The sequence below is a fragment of the Paenibacillus enshidis genome, assembly GCF_042136365.1.
Classification (GTDB): Bacteria; Bacillota; Bacilli; order Paenibacillales; family Paenibacillaceae; genus Paenibacillus; species Paenibacillus enshidis.
Genome location: NZ_JBHHMI010000027.1, coordinates 1 through 18450, shown reverse-complemented (window position 1 = coordinate 18450; position 18450 = coordinate 1). Strand labels below are relative to the sequence as shown.

General features: G+C 47.6%; 14 protein-coding genes and 3 pseudogenes. 12 read left to right on the top strand and 5 right to left on the bottom strand.

Annotated elements, in window-relative coordinates:
• Positions 1-74: 74 nt before the first annotated feature.
• The 3 genes from ACE41H_RS20880 to ACE41H_RS20870 all read left to right on the top strand — a co-directional run bounded on the left by ACE41H_RS20880 (position 75) and on the right by ACE41H_RS20870 (position 3216).
• Entirely contained in the window at positions 75-1304 is a 1230-nt protein-coding gene (locus ACE41H_RS20880) for an MFS transporter (RefSeq protein WP_375357488.1), read from the top strand.
• A 44-nt stretch (positions 1305-1348) separates the two neighbouring features.
• Complete coding sequence (locus tag ACE41H_RS20875; RefSeq protein ID WP_375357487.1) at positions 1349-1939, top strand: TetR/AcrR family transcriptional regulator; 591 nt, start codon at positions 1349-1351, stop codon at positions 1937-1939.
• Positions 1940-2175: 236 nt separating this feature from the next.
• Complete coding sequence (locus tag ACE41H_RS20870) at positions 2176-3216, top strand: NADH:flavin oxidoreductase (RefSeq protein WP_375357486.1); 1041 nt, start codon at positions 2176-2178, stop codon at positions 3214-3216.
• 167 nt (positions 3217-3383) lie between these two features.
• Here the strand turns inward: ACE41H_RS20870 and ACE41H_RS20865 are convergent, their stop codons facing one another.
• Complete coding sequence (locus ACE41H_RS20865) at positions 3384-4529, bottom strand: epoxide hydrolase family protein (RefSeq protein ID WP_375357485.1); 1146 nt, start codon at positions 4527-4529, stop codon at positions 3384-3386.
• 345 nt (positions 4530-4874) lie between these two features.
• Here ACE41H_RS20865 and ACE41H_RS20860 point away from each other — a divergent pair, with 345 nt between their 5' ends.
• The 4 genes from ACE41H_RS20860 to ACE41H_RS20845 all read left to right on the top strand — a co-directional run bounded on the left by ACE41H_RS20860 (position 4875) and on the right by ACE41H_RS20845 (position 9655).
• Entirely contained in the window at positions 4875-5891 is a 1017-nt protein-coding gene (locus ACE41H_RS20860) for an AI-2E family transporter (RefSeq protein WP_375357484.1), read from the top strand.
• A 98-nt stretch (positions 5892-5989) separates the two neighbouring features.
• Positions 5990-7483 (top strand): aminotransferase-like domain-containing protein, encoded by a 1494-nt coding sequence (locus tag ACE41H_RS20855; RefSeq protein WP_375357483.1) that lies wholly within the window; start codon positions 5990-5992, stop codon positions 7481-7483.
• A gap of 56 nt (positions 7484-7539) precedes the next feature.
• Positions 7540-8478 (top strand): D-alanine--D-alanine ligase, encoded by a 939-nt coding sequence (locus tag ACE41H_RS20850; RefSeq protein ID WP_375357521.1) that lies wholly within the window; start codon positions 7540-7542, stop codon positions 8476-8478.
• Entirely contained in the window at positions 8471-9655 is a 1185-nt protein-coding gene (locus ACE41H_RS20845; RefSeq protein ID WP_375357482.1) for an aminotransferase class I/II-fold pyridoxal phosphate-dependent enzyme, read from the top strand. The genes ACE41H_RS20850 and ACE41H_RS20845 overlap by 8 nt, the downstream gene beginning before the upstream one ends.
• A 106-nt stretch (positions 9656-9761) precedes the next feature.
• Here the strand turns inward: ACE41H_RS20845 and ACE41H_RS20840 are convergent, their stop codons facing one another.
• Entirely contained in the window at positions 9762-10604 is an 843-nt protein-coding gene (locus ACE41H_RS20840) for a helix-turn-helix domain-containing protein (RefSeq protein WP_375357481.1), read from the bottom strand.
• Positions 10605-11029: 425 nt separating this feature from the next.
• Between ACE41H_RS20840 and ACE41H_RS20835 the strand changes: the two genes are divergently transcribed.
• The 4 genes and pseudogenes from ACE41H_RS20835 to ACE41H_RS20820 all read left to right on the top strand — a co-directional run bounded on the left by ACE41H_RS20835 (position 11030) and on the right by ACE41H_RS20820 (position 15309).
• A complete protein-coding gene (locus ACE41H_RS20835) occupies positions 11030-13348 on the top strand; it encodes a beta-L-arabinofuranosidase domain-containing protein (RefSeq protein ID WP_375357480.1) in 2319 nt (772 codons plus the stop codon).
• A pseudogene (locus ACE41H_RS20830) lies at positions 13349-13709 on the top strand (PLP-dependent aminotransferase family protein); the annotation flags it as partial.
• Positions 13710-14288: 579 nt separating this feature from the next.
• Positions 14289-14906, top strand: a complete 618-nt coding sequence (fic, locus tag ACE41H_RS20825) for a protein adenylyltransferase Fic (protein ID WP_375357479.1) — start codon at positions 14289-14291, stop codon at positions 14904-14906.
• A 10-nt stretch (positions 14907-14916) separates the two neighbouring features.
• Entirely contained in the window at positions 14917-15309 is a 393-nt protein-coding gene (locus tag ACE41H_RS20820; RefSeq protein ID WP_375357520.1) for a type I restriction-modification system subunit M N-terminal domain-containing protein, read from the top strand.
• Between the two features lie 610 nt (positions 15310-15919).
• On the opposite strand, the gene ACE41H_RS20815 is transcribed toward ACE41H_RS20820, so the two are convergent.
• The 3 genes and pseudogenes from ACE41H_RS20815 to ACE41H_RS20805 all read right to left on the bottom strand — a co-directional run.
• A complete protein-coding gene (locus ACE41H_RS20815) occupies positions 15920-16399 on the bottom strand; it encodes an IS5 family transposase (protein WP_375357519.1) in 480 nt (159 codons plus the stop codon).
• Positions 16288-16530: pseudogene (locus tag ACE41H_RS20810) on the bottom strand (hypothetical protein); the annotation flags it as partial. The pseudogene ACE41H_RS20810 and the gene ACE41H_RS20815, both read right to left, overlap by 112 nt.
• Positions 16531-16777: 247 nt before the next feature.
• Positions 16778-17357, bottom strand: a pseudogene (locus ACE41H_RS20805) (transposase); the annotation flags it as partial.
• Positions 17358-17572: 215 nt separating this feature from the next.
• Between ACE41H_RS20805 and ACE41H_RS20800 the strand changes: the two are divergent.
• Positions 17573-18450: alpha-helical endospore appendage domain-containing protein (locus ACE41H_RS20800; protein WP_511055613.1), on the top strand; the 878-nt coding region annotated here is incomplete at its 3' end.

The window sequence follows — 18450 nt, the reverse complement described above, 5'->3', positions numbered from 1 at the left end:
ATACTTAATAAATATACTTTATAAAATAAATTTATAAAGTTATGCTTTTAACACTCTGACTTAGGGGGACATGTATGAACCAACCATTAAACAGTCATCAAATTCATTTATGGCGTATCGCTATTTATTTCTTTTTTGCACTGCCCGGGTATTCAATGGCATCATGGGTATCGCGTACGCCAACGATTCGGGATGCTCTGGGAGCTACAACGTCACAAATGGGCTGGATTATTTTTGGATTGGCCCTGGGTTCTATTATGGGTCTGTTGAGTGCCAGCCATCTTATAGCGCATAAAGGCGGCCGTTTTGTCATGGCTGCCGGGCTGGCAGTCAGTACGATTGGACTTGTCATTGTAGGTATTGGCGGCTCATGGCTGATTAACGGCATCACGGTGTTTTTGGGATTGGCTGTCTTCGGCTTCGGGAATGGGATCTGTGATGTGGCGATGAACGTGGAGGGGACAGCAGTTGAGAAAGCTGTTCAAAAATCGCTCCTGACCAGTTATCATGCCGCGTTCAGCATGGGAACGCTGCTTGGAGCTGTCGCAGGATCGGCTGCGATTAAGGCTGGTATACCGGTAGCTGTTCATATGGGGCTTGTCGTGACTGTTATCTTGTTGTCTGTGATATTTTTAGTGCGACTCGTGCCTGCAGGCACCGGGAAAGAAACTGGCAATGATTCGAATGATCCGCCAATGAGCGCCAGAGAGCGCATGGCTGTATGGAAAGAGCCGCGTACGGCTCTGATTGGTATCATCGTGCTTGGCATGGCTTTTGCGGAAGGCTCGGCCAACGACTGGCTTCCGCTTGTCATGGTGGACGGATACAAGGTTACACCAGCTATGGGTTCATTTGCTTTTGGCTTATTTGTGGCAGCGATGACACTTGGCCGCGCAGCAGGCGGCATGCTGCTCGACCGGTTTGGCAGAGTTGCCATTCTGCGGGGATCCGCACTTTTCGCTATTGCAGGACTGCTGATTGTTATATTCGGGCAGAGTTACGCGTTTGCAACGGTCGGGATTGTGCTTTGGGGACTTGGCGCGGCATTCGGCTTTCCAGTGGGACTGTCTGCTGCAGGAGATGATCCCCGCGGAGTAGCGGCAAGGGTAGGCGCGGTTTCGACAGCCGGTTACCTCGCATTCCTTGTTGGCCCACCTTTTTTGGGCATTATCGGCGAATCGGTCGGCCTGCTTCGTGCATTGATCGTCGTGCTTATCGCTGTAACCATCGCCGGCCTGCTGGCACAAGCAGCGAAGCCCATTGGACTTGGAAAGGAAAAAAATGAAACAAAGCTCTCTCCATAAAACACGTAATTGACTGTGTAGTCAAGAATTGATACGATACCCTTATGAGCAGACCAAGAGAATTCGATGTTGATCGTGCGCTGAACCAATCCATGGAAGTATTCTGGACGAAAGGCTTTAAAGCGACTTCCTATGATGATCTGACCCGTACGACGCAAGTGAAGAAGCAAAGTTTGTATTGTGTCTTTAAGAACAAGCGTGAGTTGTTTTTAAAAGCATTGGCGCTTTATAGGGAGAAGAATATAGCCAAGCTGGAAGAGTTTTCCTCCCAAGAGGTGTCTCTCTTGAAGAAATTGGAGGCCATATGCGAGGCTGCGCTGAATCAAAGCGATGAACCGACCAATCGAGGCTGCCTCATCGTTAATGCAGCTCTTGAATTTGGAACTGAAGACGAGGAGGTCAACCGCGAGGTCGGGTTGATGTTTAATCAGGTCGAACAGGTACTTGAGAAGGTGATTCGCAGCGGCCAGGAACAGCGATTGATTACAACCCGCCTTACCAGCAAGGAGCTTGCCCTTCACCTTAACAACGCTCTTAGCGGGGCAAAGGTGATGGAAAAGTCCGGTGCTTCACGGCAGCAGATCGCGGACGTATTGCGCACGGCTATTGCGCTTATGATGCCCGAGATCGTTTGAAAGCTTGTGAGTGATACGGAGCTGGGGAATACAACGTGCATGTACTGTCAGCAAAATGCGTGCATGTCTTTTTTTGAAATTTTCTTGACTCAGTAGTCAAAAAAAATTCGTATGCAATAACCCCGTGAAGGAGGTGATACTAAAAGAATATAGAGTGCATTAAATTTTTTTCGATTTCTCTTGACTGTAGATTCAAAAAGCTGCCGTCAAAATACAAAATAAATCTGGAGGTTGTTATGACTAACTCTAAATCCGTTCAAGCTTTGTTCCAACCGTTTTCAATTAAAAATATGACTTTGTCCAATCGCATCGTGATGGCGCCGATGACCCGGCAATTTTCTCCTGAAGGCGTGCCGGGGGCTGATGTGGCTGCCTACTACCGCCGCAGGGCAGAAAACGGAGTCGGACTTATTGTGACCGAAGGCACGGTTATCAATCATCCGGATTCGTCCAATCAGGAAAATGTACCACACTTCTATGGCGAAGAGGCATTAAACGGTTGGGCCAACGTAGCGGCTGAGGTACATAAAGCGGGCGGGCGGATCATACCGCAGATCTGGCATATGGGAGCCCGCGGCCATGTCGGCGATTATACAGAAGAAGATATCGCCGCAATCGTGGAAGCTTTTGCGCAGGCGGCAGCCGATGCGAAGCGCATCGGTTTTGACGGGATCGAACTGCATGGCGCGCACGGATATTTGATTGACCAGTTTTTCTGGAACCAAACGAACCCGCGCACTGACCGTTATGGCGGTGATATGGTGGAACGCACCCGCTTTGCGGTGGAGGTCATCGAAGCTTGCCGCCGCGCCGTCGGACCGGACTTCCCTATCGTGTTGCGCTTCTCGCAATGGAAGGGCAGTGACTATACGGCCAAATTGGCAACAACGCCGGTTGAACTGGAGCAATTTCTGGCACCGTTAACCGCTGCGGGAGTCGATGTTTTCCACTGCTCCACCCGCCGCTTCTGGGAGCCTGAATTCGAAGGCTCTGATCTGAATCTTGCCGGATGGACCAAGAAGCTGACAGGAAAACCGACAATCACAGTTGGATCGGTCGGATTGGACAGTGAATTTATGGCTCTCATGACCGAAGGAAAGGGAGCGGGTATTGCCAACATCGATGGGCTGATCGAGAGACTGGAGCGTGGGGAGTTCGATCTGGTAGCCATAGGTCGGGCATTATTGGCCGATCCCGATTGGGTAAGTAAAATCCGCGATGGCCGTATCGACGAGTTGACTCCATTTTCGCCAGATGCGCTGAAAACACTCTATTAAGTTTAGAAGCACTTTTTGCGTAATGGGGAAGTAAAATAAGGAACGAAGTGCGCAAATTCGATGCTTTCAATGAACGTGCACCGATGGAAATGTGATAACATATACGCATATACGCGTAATTTAAACATCGCCACATTGCTGGCGATGTTTTTTTAGATGTCTGGCCTTTATAATGAGTGAAAAAAGTGATGAAGCTGCCCGGCAAATAATTCAGGATTCTCCATAGCAGCGAAATGGCCGCCTTTGTTCATATGCTCCCAATAGGTTACATTATACCCTCGTTCAACCCAGCTGCGGGGAGGCATGGGAAGCTCTTTAGGAAAGACGGAGACCCCTGTTTTGACAGTCACCTTCTGGCCTTCAGAGAAAGGCAAGGGCATTTTGGGGCCTTCTGCATAGATTCGGATCGAAGAAGCGATTGAATTGGTAAACCAGTAAATAGAAATGTTTGTAAGAAGATCATCGAGCGAAAAAGACGCTTCAATATCTCCGTTACAGTCACTCCAAGCCTGGAATTTCTCAACAATCCAGCTGGCAAGACCGATTGGGGAATCACTGAGTGCAAAAGCGATGGTTTCCGGCTTCGTCTTATGGAGGGCGCCATAAGCGCCTTCACGCTCCGTCCAGCCAGCTACTTTATCCAGGTATTTTTGCTCCTCGTCACTGAGCGGAGGTGTTTCCTCGCTGAGTAGCGGCTTGTAGCTTCCAGGAATAAAGTTGAGATGCAGCCCCTTTACCCGATCAGGGTACATAAGTGATAACCATGTGGAAACACCTGCCCCAATATCTCCACCCTGCACGAAATAGCTTTCGTAACCTAGACTATCCATTAATTTTGCCCAAAGCTCTGCGACATATCTTGATCCCACACCGGGCCGGGTCGGTTTGTCCGAAAATGCAAAACCCGGAATAGAGGGGATGATTACATCAAAAGAATCCTCGGATTTCCCCCCAAAAAGCGACGGAGTTGTCAAATAAGGGACCGCCTTCAGCATCTCCATGAATGAGCCTGGCCACCCATGAGTGATCAGCAAAGGTTTCGAGGAAGCTCCTTCTCCTCGTACATGTATAAAATGAATGTTCATGCCATCAACGGTTTCAATAAACTGTGGGAAACTATTAAGCCAGTTCTCCTGTTCGCGCCAATTATATTCAGAGCCCCAATAATCTATTAATCGCTTCATAAAAGAATGATCTGTACCAAGAGCCCACGGCTTTTCATGAAATATTGACGGCCAACGAGCCTGCTTTAGTCTTGAAAAAAGATCATCTACCTCTTGTTGAGGAATTGAAATCTTGAACGGTCTGACCAATACACTAACCTCCATTTAATTGTGATGAGTTTTGTTGATTAATAAATGCTCAACTTCAGCCTATCAGAGATGTTGTCCAACGAAAAACGGAAATATCCGATTATATATATCAATTTGTCCGATGTAGAAGAAATCAAGACATGAACAGCACAAGCAGGGAACCAGAACCAATAAAACCGCAAGCCTGACCTCGATTCCGCAGGGGCTTGGGGCGGGCTTGCCTCTTGTTTCAAAGTGGGTTATTCTTAAACAACATAGAACGGATGGAATAATTTGAGCAGAAATGCAACCCAGGATGCTCACCACCGTAATAGAGGTTTTAATGAATGTAAATGAGGGGAATTCATGGAAGCGTTGCGCACTTTTTTTGCCCAGACCTGGGTTCGAAGAATCTCTTTTCTTCTACTTGTCGTTGTGCTGTTGTACAGTCTTCGGCATATGCTGAATCTTTTGCTTCTCCTGTTCCTCGTTACCTTTGTCATGGGACGCCTGCAGGGATTCATCACCAAGCAATTGAACCGTTTTTTTTCCGTATCACCGACCGTCGTCGTCATCATCTTGTACGCGCTGCTTGTGGCGGGACTGGTCATCGGCATTTCAAACTATGTTCCGAAGCTCATCCGCCAGGTTAGCGACGTGATCGACAGCATCAGCCTTTTTCTTGCCACTCCCAACGACAATCAAGTCATCCAGTGGCTGATCGATGCACTCCATAAAGGAGATGTCAAATACGAGGACTATCTGGGGAATGTCATCGAATACATTGCGAAATTGGGCAAGTGGTTGGAGATCATCCTTTTCGTCATTTTTCTCAGCTTCTTCTATTTGCTGCAGCGGAAGAAAACCATCACCTTCACGGAAAAGTTCCGCACAAGCAAAATCGGCTGGCTCTACAAGGAATTCGAATATTTTGGCCGAAAGTTTACTTCCTCTTTTGGCAAGGTCATCGAAGTACAGCTGCTGATCGCGCTGTTCAATACGGTGCTGACCATGATCGGACTGTGGATTATGGGGTTCCCGTATTTGTTCGCTTTGACAATCATGGTATTCCTGCTTAGTCTCATTCCGGTAGCGGGTGTAGTCATTTCGTTCATCCCCATCGGCATCATTGGCTTCCAGATCGGCGGCGTTACGCTTGTCATCTGGACGGTCGTCATGATTCTGGCCATTCATGCGCTTGAAACATATTTTCTCAATCCCAGGCTGTATGCACACAAAACAAAGATCCCGATGTTTTACACGTTCATGGTCCTCATCTTCTCCCAGCATTACCTCGGAATTTGGGGGCTCATCATCGGTATTCCTATCTTTATGTTTTTCCTGGATCTGTTTGAGGTTGAACAATCGGACGCGAAAATTTAAACAAAACGAAGGAACCATCCTAGGATGAAAAATCCAGCAGGGTGGTTCTTTTTTTCTTTCGTCTACCGTGTCATCATTACAAGTGGGGGCGATGATGGATGTTCCAGGATTTCAAGCTTGTCGATGACCGCCCGGTCGCGATACAAGTGAAAGAATACGTCAAACGTTTAATTATAAAAGGGGCGCTTCAGGCGGAGCAGAAGCTGCCCTCCACAAGAGAAATGAGCAGTGTGTTCAAGGTGAGCCGCAATACAGTCATTGCAGCTTATGAAGGGCTTGAAGACGACGGATTTACGTATGTGATTCCAGGAAAAGGGAGTTATGTGGCTGTTTTGGCCAGCCATTTGGCTGCGAATAACGGAGGAGCTGACGGCTCCGCCGCCGCGTGGCAGATCGACTGGAACACAAGAATGAACGAGTATGCCGTATCGGCTGTACAACTGGATATGATGAAGCAGGGCATTCGCGCCAAAAAAGGAACCATCTCGTTCACAAGCATCGCTCCGGATGAGCAGCTGTTTGATCTGGGGGATGTAAGGCGAGCCTTTCTGGACCGGATGGCCATCGAAGGGCAGGTACTGCTCAACTATGGTTATGCCAAGGGCTACAAGCCCTTGATCGATTACCTGATGCGTTATATGGAGAATAAGGGCGTCGATATCAGCGGCAAGGATATGCTGATCACAAGCGGGTTTACAGAAGGCTTTGACATTGTGCTGTCGGCACTGCGCCCATCTGCACGCCCCGGAGCGGCAATTTGTGAAAATCCGACCCATCATACAGCGATCAAAAATTTGAAGCTGCAAGGATATGAGATCACAGGCATTCCGATGGAGCGTGACGGTATCGATGTAAATCAGCTTGAGGCGGTACTGCAAAAGCAGCCACACAGCTTCGATCTGGCCTATTTAACTCCGTCTTATCACAATCCTACTGGCATCGTCATGTCGCCCGCGAAACGCAGTGCGGTGATGAAACTGATGATGCGTTATCAGATTCCAGTGATCGAGGATGGATTCAACGAGGAGCTGCGCTACTCGGGAGCGCATGTTGCGCCGCTAATAGCAACAGCAGGGCAAGGGAACGGGGTCATCTATATTGGCAGCTTCTCCAAGGTGCTGTTCCCTGGCTTGCGGGTGGGCTGGGTGCTTGGAGACCGGGCGCTGATCGACCATCTGGAAAGCATTAAGCGTGCACGTTCCATTCATACATCAACACTTGATCAATCGGTATTATATCAATATTTGCTCAACGGAAACTTCGATAAATATGTAAAAAAAGCACGGATGGAATATAAGCGTAAATATGAGCTTACGAAAGCATGCTGTGAAGCGTATCTACCTGAGGCACAGTTGTCCGGCGACGGGGGCTTGCATTTGTTTCTTACCTTCCCGGAAGGCGTAGATACACGCCAGCTGCTGGAAGCTTGCACAGATCAGGGTGTTATTTTCACACCAGGAGACAGGTTTTTCATTCAGGAAGGCGAAGGGACGAATACATTGCGGCTTGGTTTTTCACGAGTAACAGATGAACATATCGAGCGGGGGATTCGGATCATCGGTCAACAGGCGCGCAGCTTTCTCAAGGCATAACGGGAAGCGCAATCCGCGACCGTAGAACGATAATTCAAGAAAAATGAGGTGTCATGATGAAGATTGGCGTTATTATGGGTGGGATTTCCACTGAGCGTGAGGTTTCGCTGCAGACAGGGCAAGAGATGATTCATCATTTGGACCGCAGCCGCTATGAGGCTGTTCCAATTGTAATCGATCAGCGGGCGGATTTAATCACACAGGTTCAGCAGGCAGGCATCGATCTCGCGCTCTTGGCGCTGCATGGTCAATATGGCGAGGACGGCACGGTACAGGGAGCGCTGGAGACACTGGGCATTCCATATACAGGCAGCGGTGTCCTGGCCAGCAGCCTGTGCATGAATAAGCAGCTGTCCAAAATGCTGCTGAAGGCAGCGGGTGTGCATACGCCTGAGGGCCTTTACTGGCAGGGGATGGACGATTATGATCCGCAGGCAGTGGAGCAGCTGGGTTACCCGGTTATTGTAAAACCGAATATGGGGGGATCCAGCATCGGCATCCAGCTTGTGCAGCATGAGAAAGAGCTGCTGCCTGCTGCGCAGGAGGCTTGCCGTTTGGATCAAACGATCTTGATTGAGCCCTATATTAAAGGGACAGAGCTTACCTGCTCGATTGTGGATGGCGAAGTATTGCCAATCATCGGCATTCGTTCCGCGCATTCTGAGTGGTTCGATTATAAAGCAAAGTATGAGGACGGCGGAGCCGAGGAGAAGGTGATTCAGCTGCCTCCCGTTATTGAGCAGCGTGTGCGCGAGGCGGCACTAGCCAGCTATCGGCTGCTGCAGTGCAAGGTTTATGCAAGAATTGATATGATTTTGTGTCAGGATGTACCTTATGTACTGGAAGTAAACACCTTGCCGGGAATGACCGTGAACAGCCTGCTGCCGAAGAGCGCAGCTGCAGCAGGTATGACTTTTACCCAGCTGCTGGATCGTATTATTACCAGTTCACTCCATGAACGGAAACGGGAATGGGGGATGGTGCAGTATGTGTAGTGAAATGGGAACAGGCCAATTTTTGTCCTCTCGTGTACGGGAGCTTCGGCCATCGGGAATCCGCGCTTTTTTTGATCTGAATGCGGCAGGCGGAGATACCATCGCTCTTGGCGTCGGAGAGCCGGATTTCGTTACACCGGAAAAGGTACGTGAAGCTTGCATCCAGGCATTGCGGGAAGGGCAGACGAAATATACCTCAAATACCGGGTTGATGGAGCTGCGGGAAGAGATTTCGGCTTATTTTGCCAGCAGCTTCGCTCTTTCCTATGACCCCGGGCAGGAAATCATCGTGACAGTGGGCAGCAGTCAAGCCGTTGACCTGGCGCTGCGGGCCGTGATCGATCCGGGAGATGAGGTGCTGATTCCGGCGCCAAGCTATATTGCCTATGAACCGATTGCCCATCTGCATGGCGGTAAGATCGTGGAGGTGGCGGCCGCGGCAGAGGAGCAATTCAAGCTGACCCCGCAAGCGCTGCAAGCGGCGATTACACCTCATTCCAAGGTTTTGATGATCAATTATCCGTGTAATCCGACCGGAGCAGTGATGACAGAGCAGGATTGGCTGCCGATTGCAGAGCTCGTTATCCAGCATAATTTAGTGGTTATTTCCGATGAAGTTTATGCTGAGCTGACTTACGGGAGAAAGCACGTCAGTGTCGCATCTTTACCGGGCATGAAGGAGCGTACGATCGTCATCAGCGGCTTTTCCAAAGCGTTCGCCATGACAGGCTGGCGGATAGGCTATGCTTGCGGCCCGCGCGAGCTAATCGCAGGCATGCTGAAAATCCACCAGTACACGACCATGTGCGCTCCTACCATTGCACAGATCGCGGCGCTCGAATCCTTGCGTCATGGCCTGGCTGCCAAGGATGAGATGATGGCGAGCTACAATGAACGCCGCAAGCTGTTTGTAGCTGGCTTGAATGCAATCGGGCTGGCCTGTCACGAGCCTGAAGGTGCTTTTTATGCCTTCCCGTCAATTGCTTCTACTGGTATGTCATCCGAGCAGTTCGCTCTGCGCCTGTTGAAAGAAGCGAACGTGGCGGTTGTACCGGGACATGTCTTCGGATCGGGGGGAGAGGGCTTTATTCGCTGCTCCTATGCAACCTCGCTCGTCGACTTGGAGAAGGCCTTGGAGCGGATGGGAAGGTTTATGCAGGTGATGCAGCCGGTTTGATAAAAACAAGAGAAAGAGCTTCAACTTCACTGCAGTGGGTTGAAGCTCTTTTTGCCAGGTGAAAATAAACTCCTAGACTGCGATTCGCAATGCATACAGCATCCGCTCAGTCAGTTGAGCGTAAAGACCGCCGCTGATTGCGGTATTGCAAAGGCGTTAAAGAAGTGATCTTTTTGAACTGCTTGCAAAAATAAGCAGAGTCGGTAAAGCCGACAAGAGACGCAATTTCCCCGACGGAGTGGCATTCTTCTGCCAGCAGCTTCATTGCTTTTTGAACCCTGATGGAAAGCAGCAATTGCAAGGGGCTCAGTCCGTATTTTTTCTTGACAGAGCGAATGATATGGGCTGGATGAAAGGAATACTGGGCTGCAAGCTGGTTCAAATCGAAAGCGTCCTCATAATGCAAAGACAAATAATCAAAAATCTCATCCGCCAATTCTTTTTCTTTTTCGTGCTCACGCAAATCGCAAAAAATCGTTAATATTTTCAGAAATAACTGCTGGTATTCGATTTGGGATTTGGTCGATGAATAAAACAGCTTCTCATTATGATATTTGTCAATTTTGACCTGGGAAATGCTGTCCATATGATTCTTCAACATTTCATGCAGACTGTCGTCAATTCTTCCGGATTGGGGGAGCGAAATATAAAAAACATCCTTTTTATAATATTTCGTTTTGTTCATTTTGTAATCGGCAGGAGTGATGGGATTCTCGGAATAGAAATAATCTCCCGTTGTATAGAAATGAACCCAGGAGAAGGTCGTGTCAGAGGTGCAGGCTTTGTAGCCTTTATGCAGCTTGTCAGGGGTCAAAATTAAATATTGGCCAGGCTCAATCGTATATTTCCGCCCATCCTCTTCCAGATAAAGCGCTCCCGAAAAGACAAAGATCAGGTCAAACGTATGGTCAAGAACGCGGCGTTCGTGAAGATCTCCTTTTCGGAACAACGATATTCCCCCGACGATCAGATGAGGCAAAGGAGGACAGCTGAAATGGATGTATAGCAATTCTGCCACCTCAAATCAATTTTGTTATATAAACCCTACCATATAAACGCCGGGATGATCAATAAAATCTAAGTAAAAGCCAAAAATAAGGGTGATACCCAACAATTAAACAAAATAAAAATGATAATAATGTTATATTTTCGTTGTTAATAATATTATATTTTTTGTTTATTTTAATAATTTCAATCCCCCCGTCAGGCTGGCATACTTGTATCTATAAGACGATCCGCTGTGCACGATGGTGAATGTAACCGGCGATCCGGCCATTAGCATGGTCATTTCACGGATCATCGAAGGAAAGAACTGGATCAAACAAAAAATAGGCGCTGTGGTACAGGCGTAAAGTGGAGAAAGGCGGATGGGAGATGGAGTTGGGGCAAAATGCTGCCAGATCGGCAAGAGCTAAAGAAATAACGGAACTGGACGGCAATGCGATTTATTTGGGAAACTTGAATACAGTAGAGACCGATTTGAATCTTCCGCTGCAGGGTAATTACGGTTCAACCATTCAGTGGGAATCGAAAGAGACGCTATTTATAAGTCATACGGGCAAGGTGACCAGACCTGCCTTTGGGGTGGGCAACCGGAAAGTGGCCCTTGTCGCAACTTTGACCTATGAAGGAGAGGTGGCCCGCAAGACCTTTAAAGTAACGGTTCTGCAGGAAGAACATAAAGCAAAGATCGTTGCGGTAAATCCGTTAACCGTGTGCACAATCGTTGGGGAACAACCGGAGCTGCCAACCGTCGTCATTGTGAAAAATGATACCGGAGGTTATACGGTAAGCCAGGTTTCCTGGGACCGAGTCAAAGAGGAGGATTACCAGCAGACGGGAACTTTCTCAATCCACGGTAAAGTGGATGGAAGCCCCTTGAAAGCACTGGCCACGATTCAAGTGGTGGATGAGGCTGAGGCGACAGCCCCTTTCACCAAGCGGGTCCAGGAGTTTAAGGGACAGAACGTCAGACTGGACAAGGAAAGCGAATTTGCAGCGGCTATGGACCGTTTACTGCAGTATGTGCGGTCTGTGGACGATGACCAGATGCTGTACAATTTCAGGGTCACGGCGGCCTGCGACACCAAAGGCTCACAGCCGATGACGGGGTGGGACGCTCCGGAATGCAATCTGAAGGGGCATACCACCGGGCATTACCTTTCCTCACTGGCTCTTGCTTATCATGCCACAGCGGATTCCGGGCTGCTGGGGAAAATTCAATACATGGTAGCAGAACTGGGCAAATGCCAAACAGCTCTTTTTGAACAGGGGGGCTATGGTCGGGGTTTCCTGAGCGCGTATTCGGAAGAGCAGTTCGATTTGCTGGAGCAATATACGACTTATCCGGAAATATGGGCTCCTTATTATACACTGCACAAAATTATGGCCGGGCTGCTGGATTGTTACCAGCTTGCGGGGCAGCAGGAAGCTTTGGATATTTGCGATAAGCTGGGTCATTGGCTCCACAATCGGTTAAGCCGGCTTCCGCGAGAGCAGCTGAATAACATGTGGTCCATGTATATTGCCGGAGAATTTGGCGGAATGAATGAGGTCTTGGCCAAATTATATGCAATCACCGGCAATGAAAATTATTTGATCACAGCGAAATATTTTGACAATGAAAAGCTCTTCCTCCCCATGAAGGAGAATGTGGACACACTCGGAAATATGCATGCCAACCAGCACATTCCGCAGGTGATTGGAGCCTTGAAGCTGTTTGAAGTAGCAGGCAACAAGGATTATTTTGAAATCGCAGAAAACTTCTGGACGATGGTGACACAAAGCCATATTTATGCCATCGGCGGCACCGGAGAGACGGAAATGTTCAGAGAGCCGGACGCCATTGCCGGTTTTCTCAGTGATAAAACGGCGGAAACCTGTGCGAGCTATAATATGTTAAAGCTGACCAAAGAGCTTTTTCAATTTAACCCGCACAAAACATATATGGATTATTATGAGAAGGCGCTTTATAACCATATTCTTGCCTCAGAGAATAGCCAAAAAGCCGAGGGCGGAAGCACTTATTTTATGCCGCTCGCGCCTGGATCTGTCAAGAAATTTGATACACACGAAAATACCTGCTGCCATGGAACCGGACTGGAAAATCATTTTAAATACCAGGAAGCCATCTATTTCCATGATGAAGACAGATTGTATGTGAACTTGTATATTCCATCACAACTGGATTGGAACGAGCAGGGACTCAGTCTAATGCAGAAGCGGGATCAGGGAAGCCTGGAGACGGTCCGCTTTTATATCGAGGGCGGCAATGAAACGACCCTATTGTTCAGAATTCCCGGTTGGGTATCAGAGCCCGTTCAAGTAAAGATTAACGGAGAGCCTCTTCGTGAACTGGAGTATGAGCATGGCTATGTAAAGCTGCGCAAAGTATGGGAAATGGATGAAATCGAGCTGACGCTGTCGTGCTCCTTGAGACTGGAGAGCGCTCCCGATGACCACAACCTTAAAAGTCTCGCTTATGGGCCGTATGTGCTGGCGGCATTATCCGAGGAACGGGATTATATCTCCTGGGCATACAGTGAGCAACAATTGCTGGAGCAAATCATTCAACAAAAGGATAACCCTTTGACGTTTGTTCTGGATGAGCTTAAGCTTGTTCCTCTGTATCAAATTCAAGATGAACGTTATCATGTGTATTTTAAACTTAAACCAGCTGATTACCTTTCTTGATCGGGGGCACATATTGCGCCATTAATAGCGACAGCAGGCCAGGGGAACGGGGTCATCTATATTGGCAGCCTCTCCAAGGTGCTGTTCCCAGGCTTGCGGGTGGGCTGGGTGCTTGAATACAAACGCAAATATGAGCTTACAAAGGCATGTTGTGAAGCATATCTTCCCGAGGCACAATTGTCTGGCGACGGAGGCCTGCACAGAACCGGGCGTTATTTTTACACCTGGAGACAAGTTTTTTATTCAAGAAGGCGAAGGGACGAATACAATGCGGCTTGGTTTCTCACGAGTAACGGATGAAAATATCGAGCGGGGCATTCAGATCATCGGTCAACAGGCGCGCAGGTTTCTTCGAAAATGAAACAGCGGCGGACAGGACTTGAAATATAAAGTCTTGGATCGCCGCTGTTTTTATTATGTTTGTCATCCTTTGTGGATCCGATGGTGATGTTATCGTCGAACAGATAGCTTTTTATGAAGCACCTCATCCAGTAGCAGTATTTCGGCTCTTTGGCTGACAGCATGGTTTTATTATGATCCTTCCTTTCAGCCAATCCGTCACAGATTGTTTAAGCAACATCTGTCTGATAAGATAATAAAACGGCATGATTATCATTTCAACCAGCAGACTAAGTCAAAAGTTGCATAGACAACAAATTTGGTGTTTGATGTTATATGCCCATTATGAAGATAAATATGCTTTACTGGAAGAAATCACGGAACAGGTGTTTCATGAGATGATTCCTGAACAAGTGTTGAATGCGTAGGAGTTTACAATTGAAATATGTGAGCAGTTGATCTTGCTGACACATCGCTACTTCGTGAGTTCTTCAAAAACCTCGACCACCTCATTACCCTTCATCAGCGTAAGCTGGAACACTTGCAAGAACAGAAGAAAGCACTGCTGCAACAAATGTTTGTTTGACGGGAGGATTAAGTTATGGTTTTAGAAAACAAGTTAGGGATAAGCGATTCTTCGGAGCTTGCTCGTGTTGAGGAGAAAATCAGCAAGAAAAAAGCTCTTGAAATGTTTGAATCGGGTTTGTTAGATACATTTGAGGTCGGAACATTTAAGGCATTATCTGACATTCACAAGTGTCTGTTCGGAGAAATTTATGACTTCGCCGGAAAAGTGCGTGATGTAAATATTGCAAAGGGTGGTTTTCGTTTCGTACCCGTTATGTACCTTGAGGTTGCACTTGATAATATCGCAAAAATGCCGCAATCAACCTTTGACGAAATCATAGAAAAATATGTTGAGATGAATGTGGCTCATCCCTTCAGAGAAGGTAACGGAAGAAGCATAAGAATATGGCTTGATACCATATTAAAAAAAGAAATGAGGCAAGTTGTCGATTGGAGCAAGGTCGATAAAGAAGATTATCTGCTTGCAATGGAAAGAAGCCCCGTTAAGGACATCGAAATCAAGGTTCTTCTAAAAGCAGCTCTTACAGATAAGATCAATGACCGTGAAATTTATATGAAAGGCATCGACGCAAGCTATCATTATGAAGGTTACAACGTATATAAGACGGAAAACCTCAAAAATGAGCAATAATCTATAAACAATTACAACAAAACTGTGGGCGATGGCCAATGAGCTTCGTGGAAGCATGGATGCTGCAGAATACAAGAACTACATCTTAGCCTTTATGTTTTATCGTTATCTGTCAGAAAATACTTTTTCTGTATATGGCCCGACTTGTGGATCTGGGTCATTGCTGTTACAGGGACTGGTGAGGCAGTTCATAGTTATGCAGTTGGATGTACCTGCTCCCGCCCTGCCGCGTTTCTCTCGGACTGTTATAGTCGTTGAGATAGATTACGTGGATACATTTGAAGAAGAGCAAGTCATTGACCTTGCCGAAGTGAGTAAGCTATTAGCGCAAGATAAACAAGAAATCACTGAACTTGAAGCCAAAATCAATGAACAGTTGAAAATTTTGGGTATTAATATGTGAGATTTTGACGAAAAAGGGTCAAGGATATAGTGGCCTTTAAGAAATGTGTAGTCCTGTTCGAGTCCCTTCGTAATCATGCAGATGAAGATCAGATGGACAAATACACAAAGATTATGAATAATATTTTGGAAAGGGAGATTAAAAATGAAAAAGATTTTTCTTTCGATGATGCTTACAATAGGGCTAATTAGTTTTTTGGTAGTTCCTGTGGGTGGTGCAAATTTCGACCGTTATACAACCACTGAGCATGGGATAGGATACTAAACTAAAAGGTAGCGTATCGTCTTTGAAAAAGAACATATACAAGAATTCTTCTATAAGTAACGATAACGAATAATTCATCTAACAGTAGAGAATTAATAAACTACTCAGTGAATCCAAAGATGATGATATCGGAGGATAGTATTTAGCCACTTAGAAAGCAGCCATTTCGGTGGCTTTTTGCTTTAACGATACAAGCTTCGAGGATATTACGATTGTGATAAGCACGCCCTTAGGCAGGTCGTGTTTTTTGCATGCTGTTTGAAAGGGTTTTAAATTTTGTGTTTTTCTTGTGATGTTGGAGGCAGAGCTGTATCTAGGGCGTGTCTGAAAACTAACCTCAATGGAGCTATTTCAGTAAAATCATAGCAGAAGCTAAATAGGCAAAGCTCAAAAAGTGACGAGCAAGTTTATCATATCGAGTGGCGATCCCTCGGAATTGTTTGAGTTTATTGAAAAAATATTCCATGACGTGACGTTCCTTATATCGATTGAAATCACATTCCCATGGATCTGCAACATTGGACTTTGGAGGAATGCAAAACGTCGATTCCTGGGATGTAATGTGATCTCGAATCGCTTGGGTTCCGTAGGCTTTATCGGCTAAAACAACGCTTCCAGACAGCGTTACACCCGAAAGAACATCAACGGCCACCGAACAGTCATTTCGATTTCCCGCCGTTAAAACCAAATGAATCGGATTCCCCAGAGCATCCACTATGGCGTGGATTTTGGTGTTGCGTCCGCCCCGAGAAACTCCGATTTCTTGGTCGGTTTCGGCATGTTCGGCCCTTTTTTTGCCCCTGCCGCATGCTGGTGAACTTTGCAGGAAGTGCTGTCAATCGAAATTTCCTGTAAGTCAGCATCGCTGGACAGCGACTCAAACATCTTTTGAAAAACGTCGTCTTTACTCCACAAACGAAAGCGGGAATATACCGTTTTCCAAGGACCAAAACGTGGAGGTAGATCGCGCCTTTGGTATGCTCATTTTCCTTACTGCGTGCGTTGGCTTACGATTTCAGATTTTCGATCTCAAGAAACTTAGACTTCCAGGATTTTGTGAATCAATATTTCAAAAACAATGACCGCGATTGCGAATCGTTGTGGATAAAGCAGATTTGGACAGACTTATCCCTTGGTTTCACGGCTGCTTTTCGAATGAAGCCGGTTTCGATTGTGGAAAACTCATCATGCGGGCTGTTTCATCTTAATTGATTTGTTTGTCTATTCGATCGACAGCGAGCTTGCTCATCGTATAGACCAGACAAGAAATGTCGAAATCAACCTTGGCTTTTGATCCGCCACGATGCCGGATGTTGTTCAACTGGAAGAATTCCTTGAGATAAGCGTTCACGCGTTCGACTGCCGTACGCTTTTTGTACAATTCTTTGTAGCTATGACTTCCCCGTGCGGGTACGGTGTACTTTCAAATATCCGATTCGATCTTGATTTTGAACACGTTCTGACACGCTCCTTCTACCAAGAACGGGCAAGCTTCGCATGCTTTTGGATGGATATATTTGAGCGTTTCATAGGTTAGATCAAAAACTATCGTACACGTAGGAATGTCCTTTTTGGCAAACGGGTTTGAAGTCCTTATCCTTGCCTTCCATGGGTCCTTCATTACGCGGATTGTAGTCCACAAGCGGCTTGGCACCGATCCGCCGGATTTGCTCGATATTCAAATACGGATGGCGTTCTGACAAAGCTTTGATCAGCTGGATGGACATTTTGCCGTCATTCACATGCGCAGAAGAAAATAAAGCGACCAGAAAAAAGCGGGCTTCTTCCAACCCAATTCAGAAAATGAACAGACAAATTGAACCTATCTTCGCCCGCCCCCCTCGGGGGCCTTCACCTTGCACGAAATGGGGAAAATTCAAGTGCCGATTTTGAGGAATTTTCGTTTTCAGTTGTCAAAATTGAGGTATATGACTTATACCACTGAAACCAAGGCGACATATATTAATCAGACTCAAGGAAATGAAAGGAGAGATTAAATATGTCCCAATCGAATTTGCCCAACATAACGCCAACGATCACATTGACGAGAGAAGAAGCGATATCGTTAATCATCTCATCAATAGCGATGGAGGAACTGGGCCTGAGTCATATTTTGAATGCAGAGGGGGAGAAGCTGCAATACGTACTGGGTACTCTGCCAGGCGTGACTTCACCGAATGCAACCATTAGCGATCTGCTCAATATTAATGAAAGTGTGAGGAAGACCCTCCGGGAAACGGTCAAGAAGGAGTGGGTGCTCACCAACAAATTGGAAATGGCTTTGTCTGCGACTACATTACAAGGTCCGACCGGGGCTACTGGTGCCACCGGCCATGAGGGTTATCCGTCCGGTGGCACGGGCCCAGCCGGTCCTACAGGCCCAACGGGTGGAGCTGGGGTTACTGGTGCGACAGGGGCAACCGGAGTGACAGGAGCAACGGGTGGAGCTGGGGTAACCGGAGCGACAGGAGCTACCGGGGCAACCGGAGTGACAGGAGAGGCGGGAGCAGTAGGAGCTACCGGGGCAACCGGAGCAACAGGAGAGGCGGGAGCAGCAGGAGCGACAGGAGCTACCGGGGCAACAGGAGAGGCGGGAGCAGTAGGAGCTACCGGCGCAGCAGGAGCAACAGGAGCTACCGGGGCAACAGGAGAGGCGGGAGCAATAGGAGCTACTGGCGCAGCAGGAGCGACAGGAGCTACCGGGGCAACAGGAGAGGCGGGAGCAGTAGGAGCTACCGGCGCAGCAGGAGCAACAGGAGCTACCGGGGCAACAGGAGAGGCGGGAGCAATAGGAGCTACTGGCGCAGCAGGAGCGACAGGAGCTACCGGGGCAACAGGAGAGGCGGGAGCAGTAGGAGCTACCGGCGCAGCAGGAGC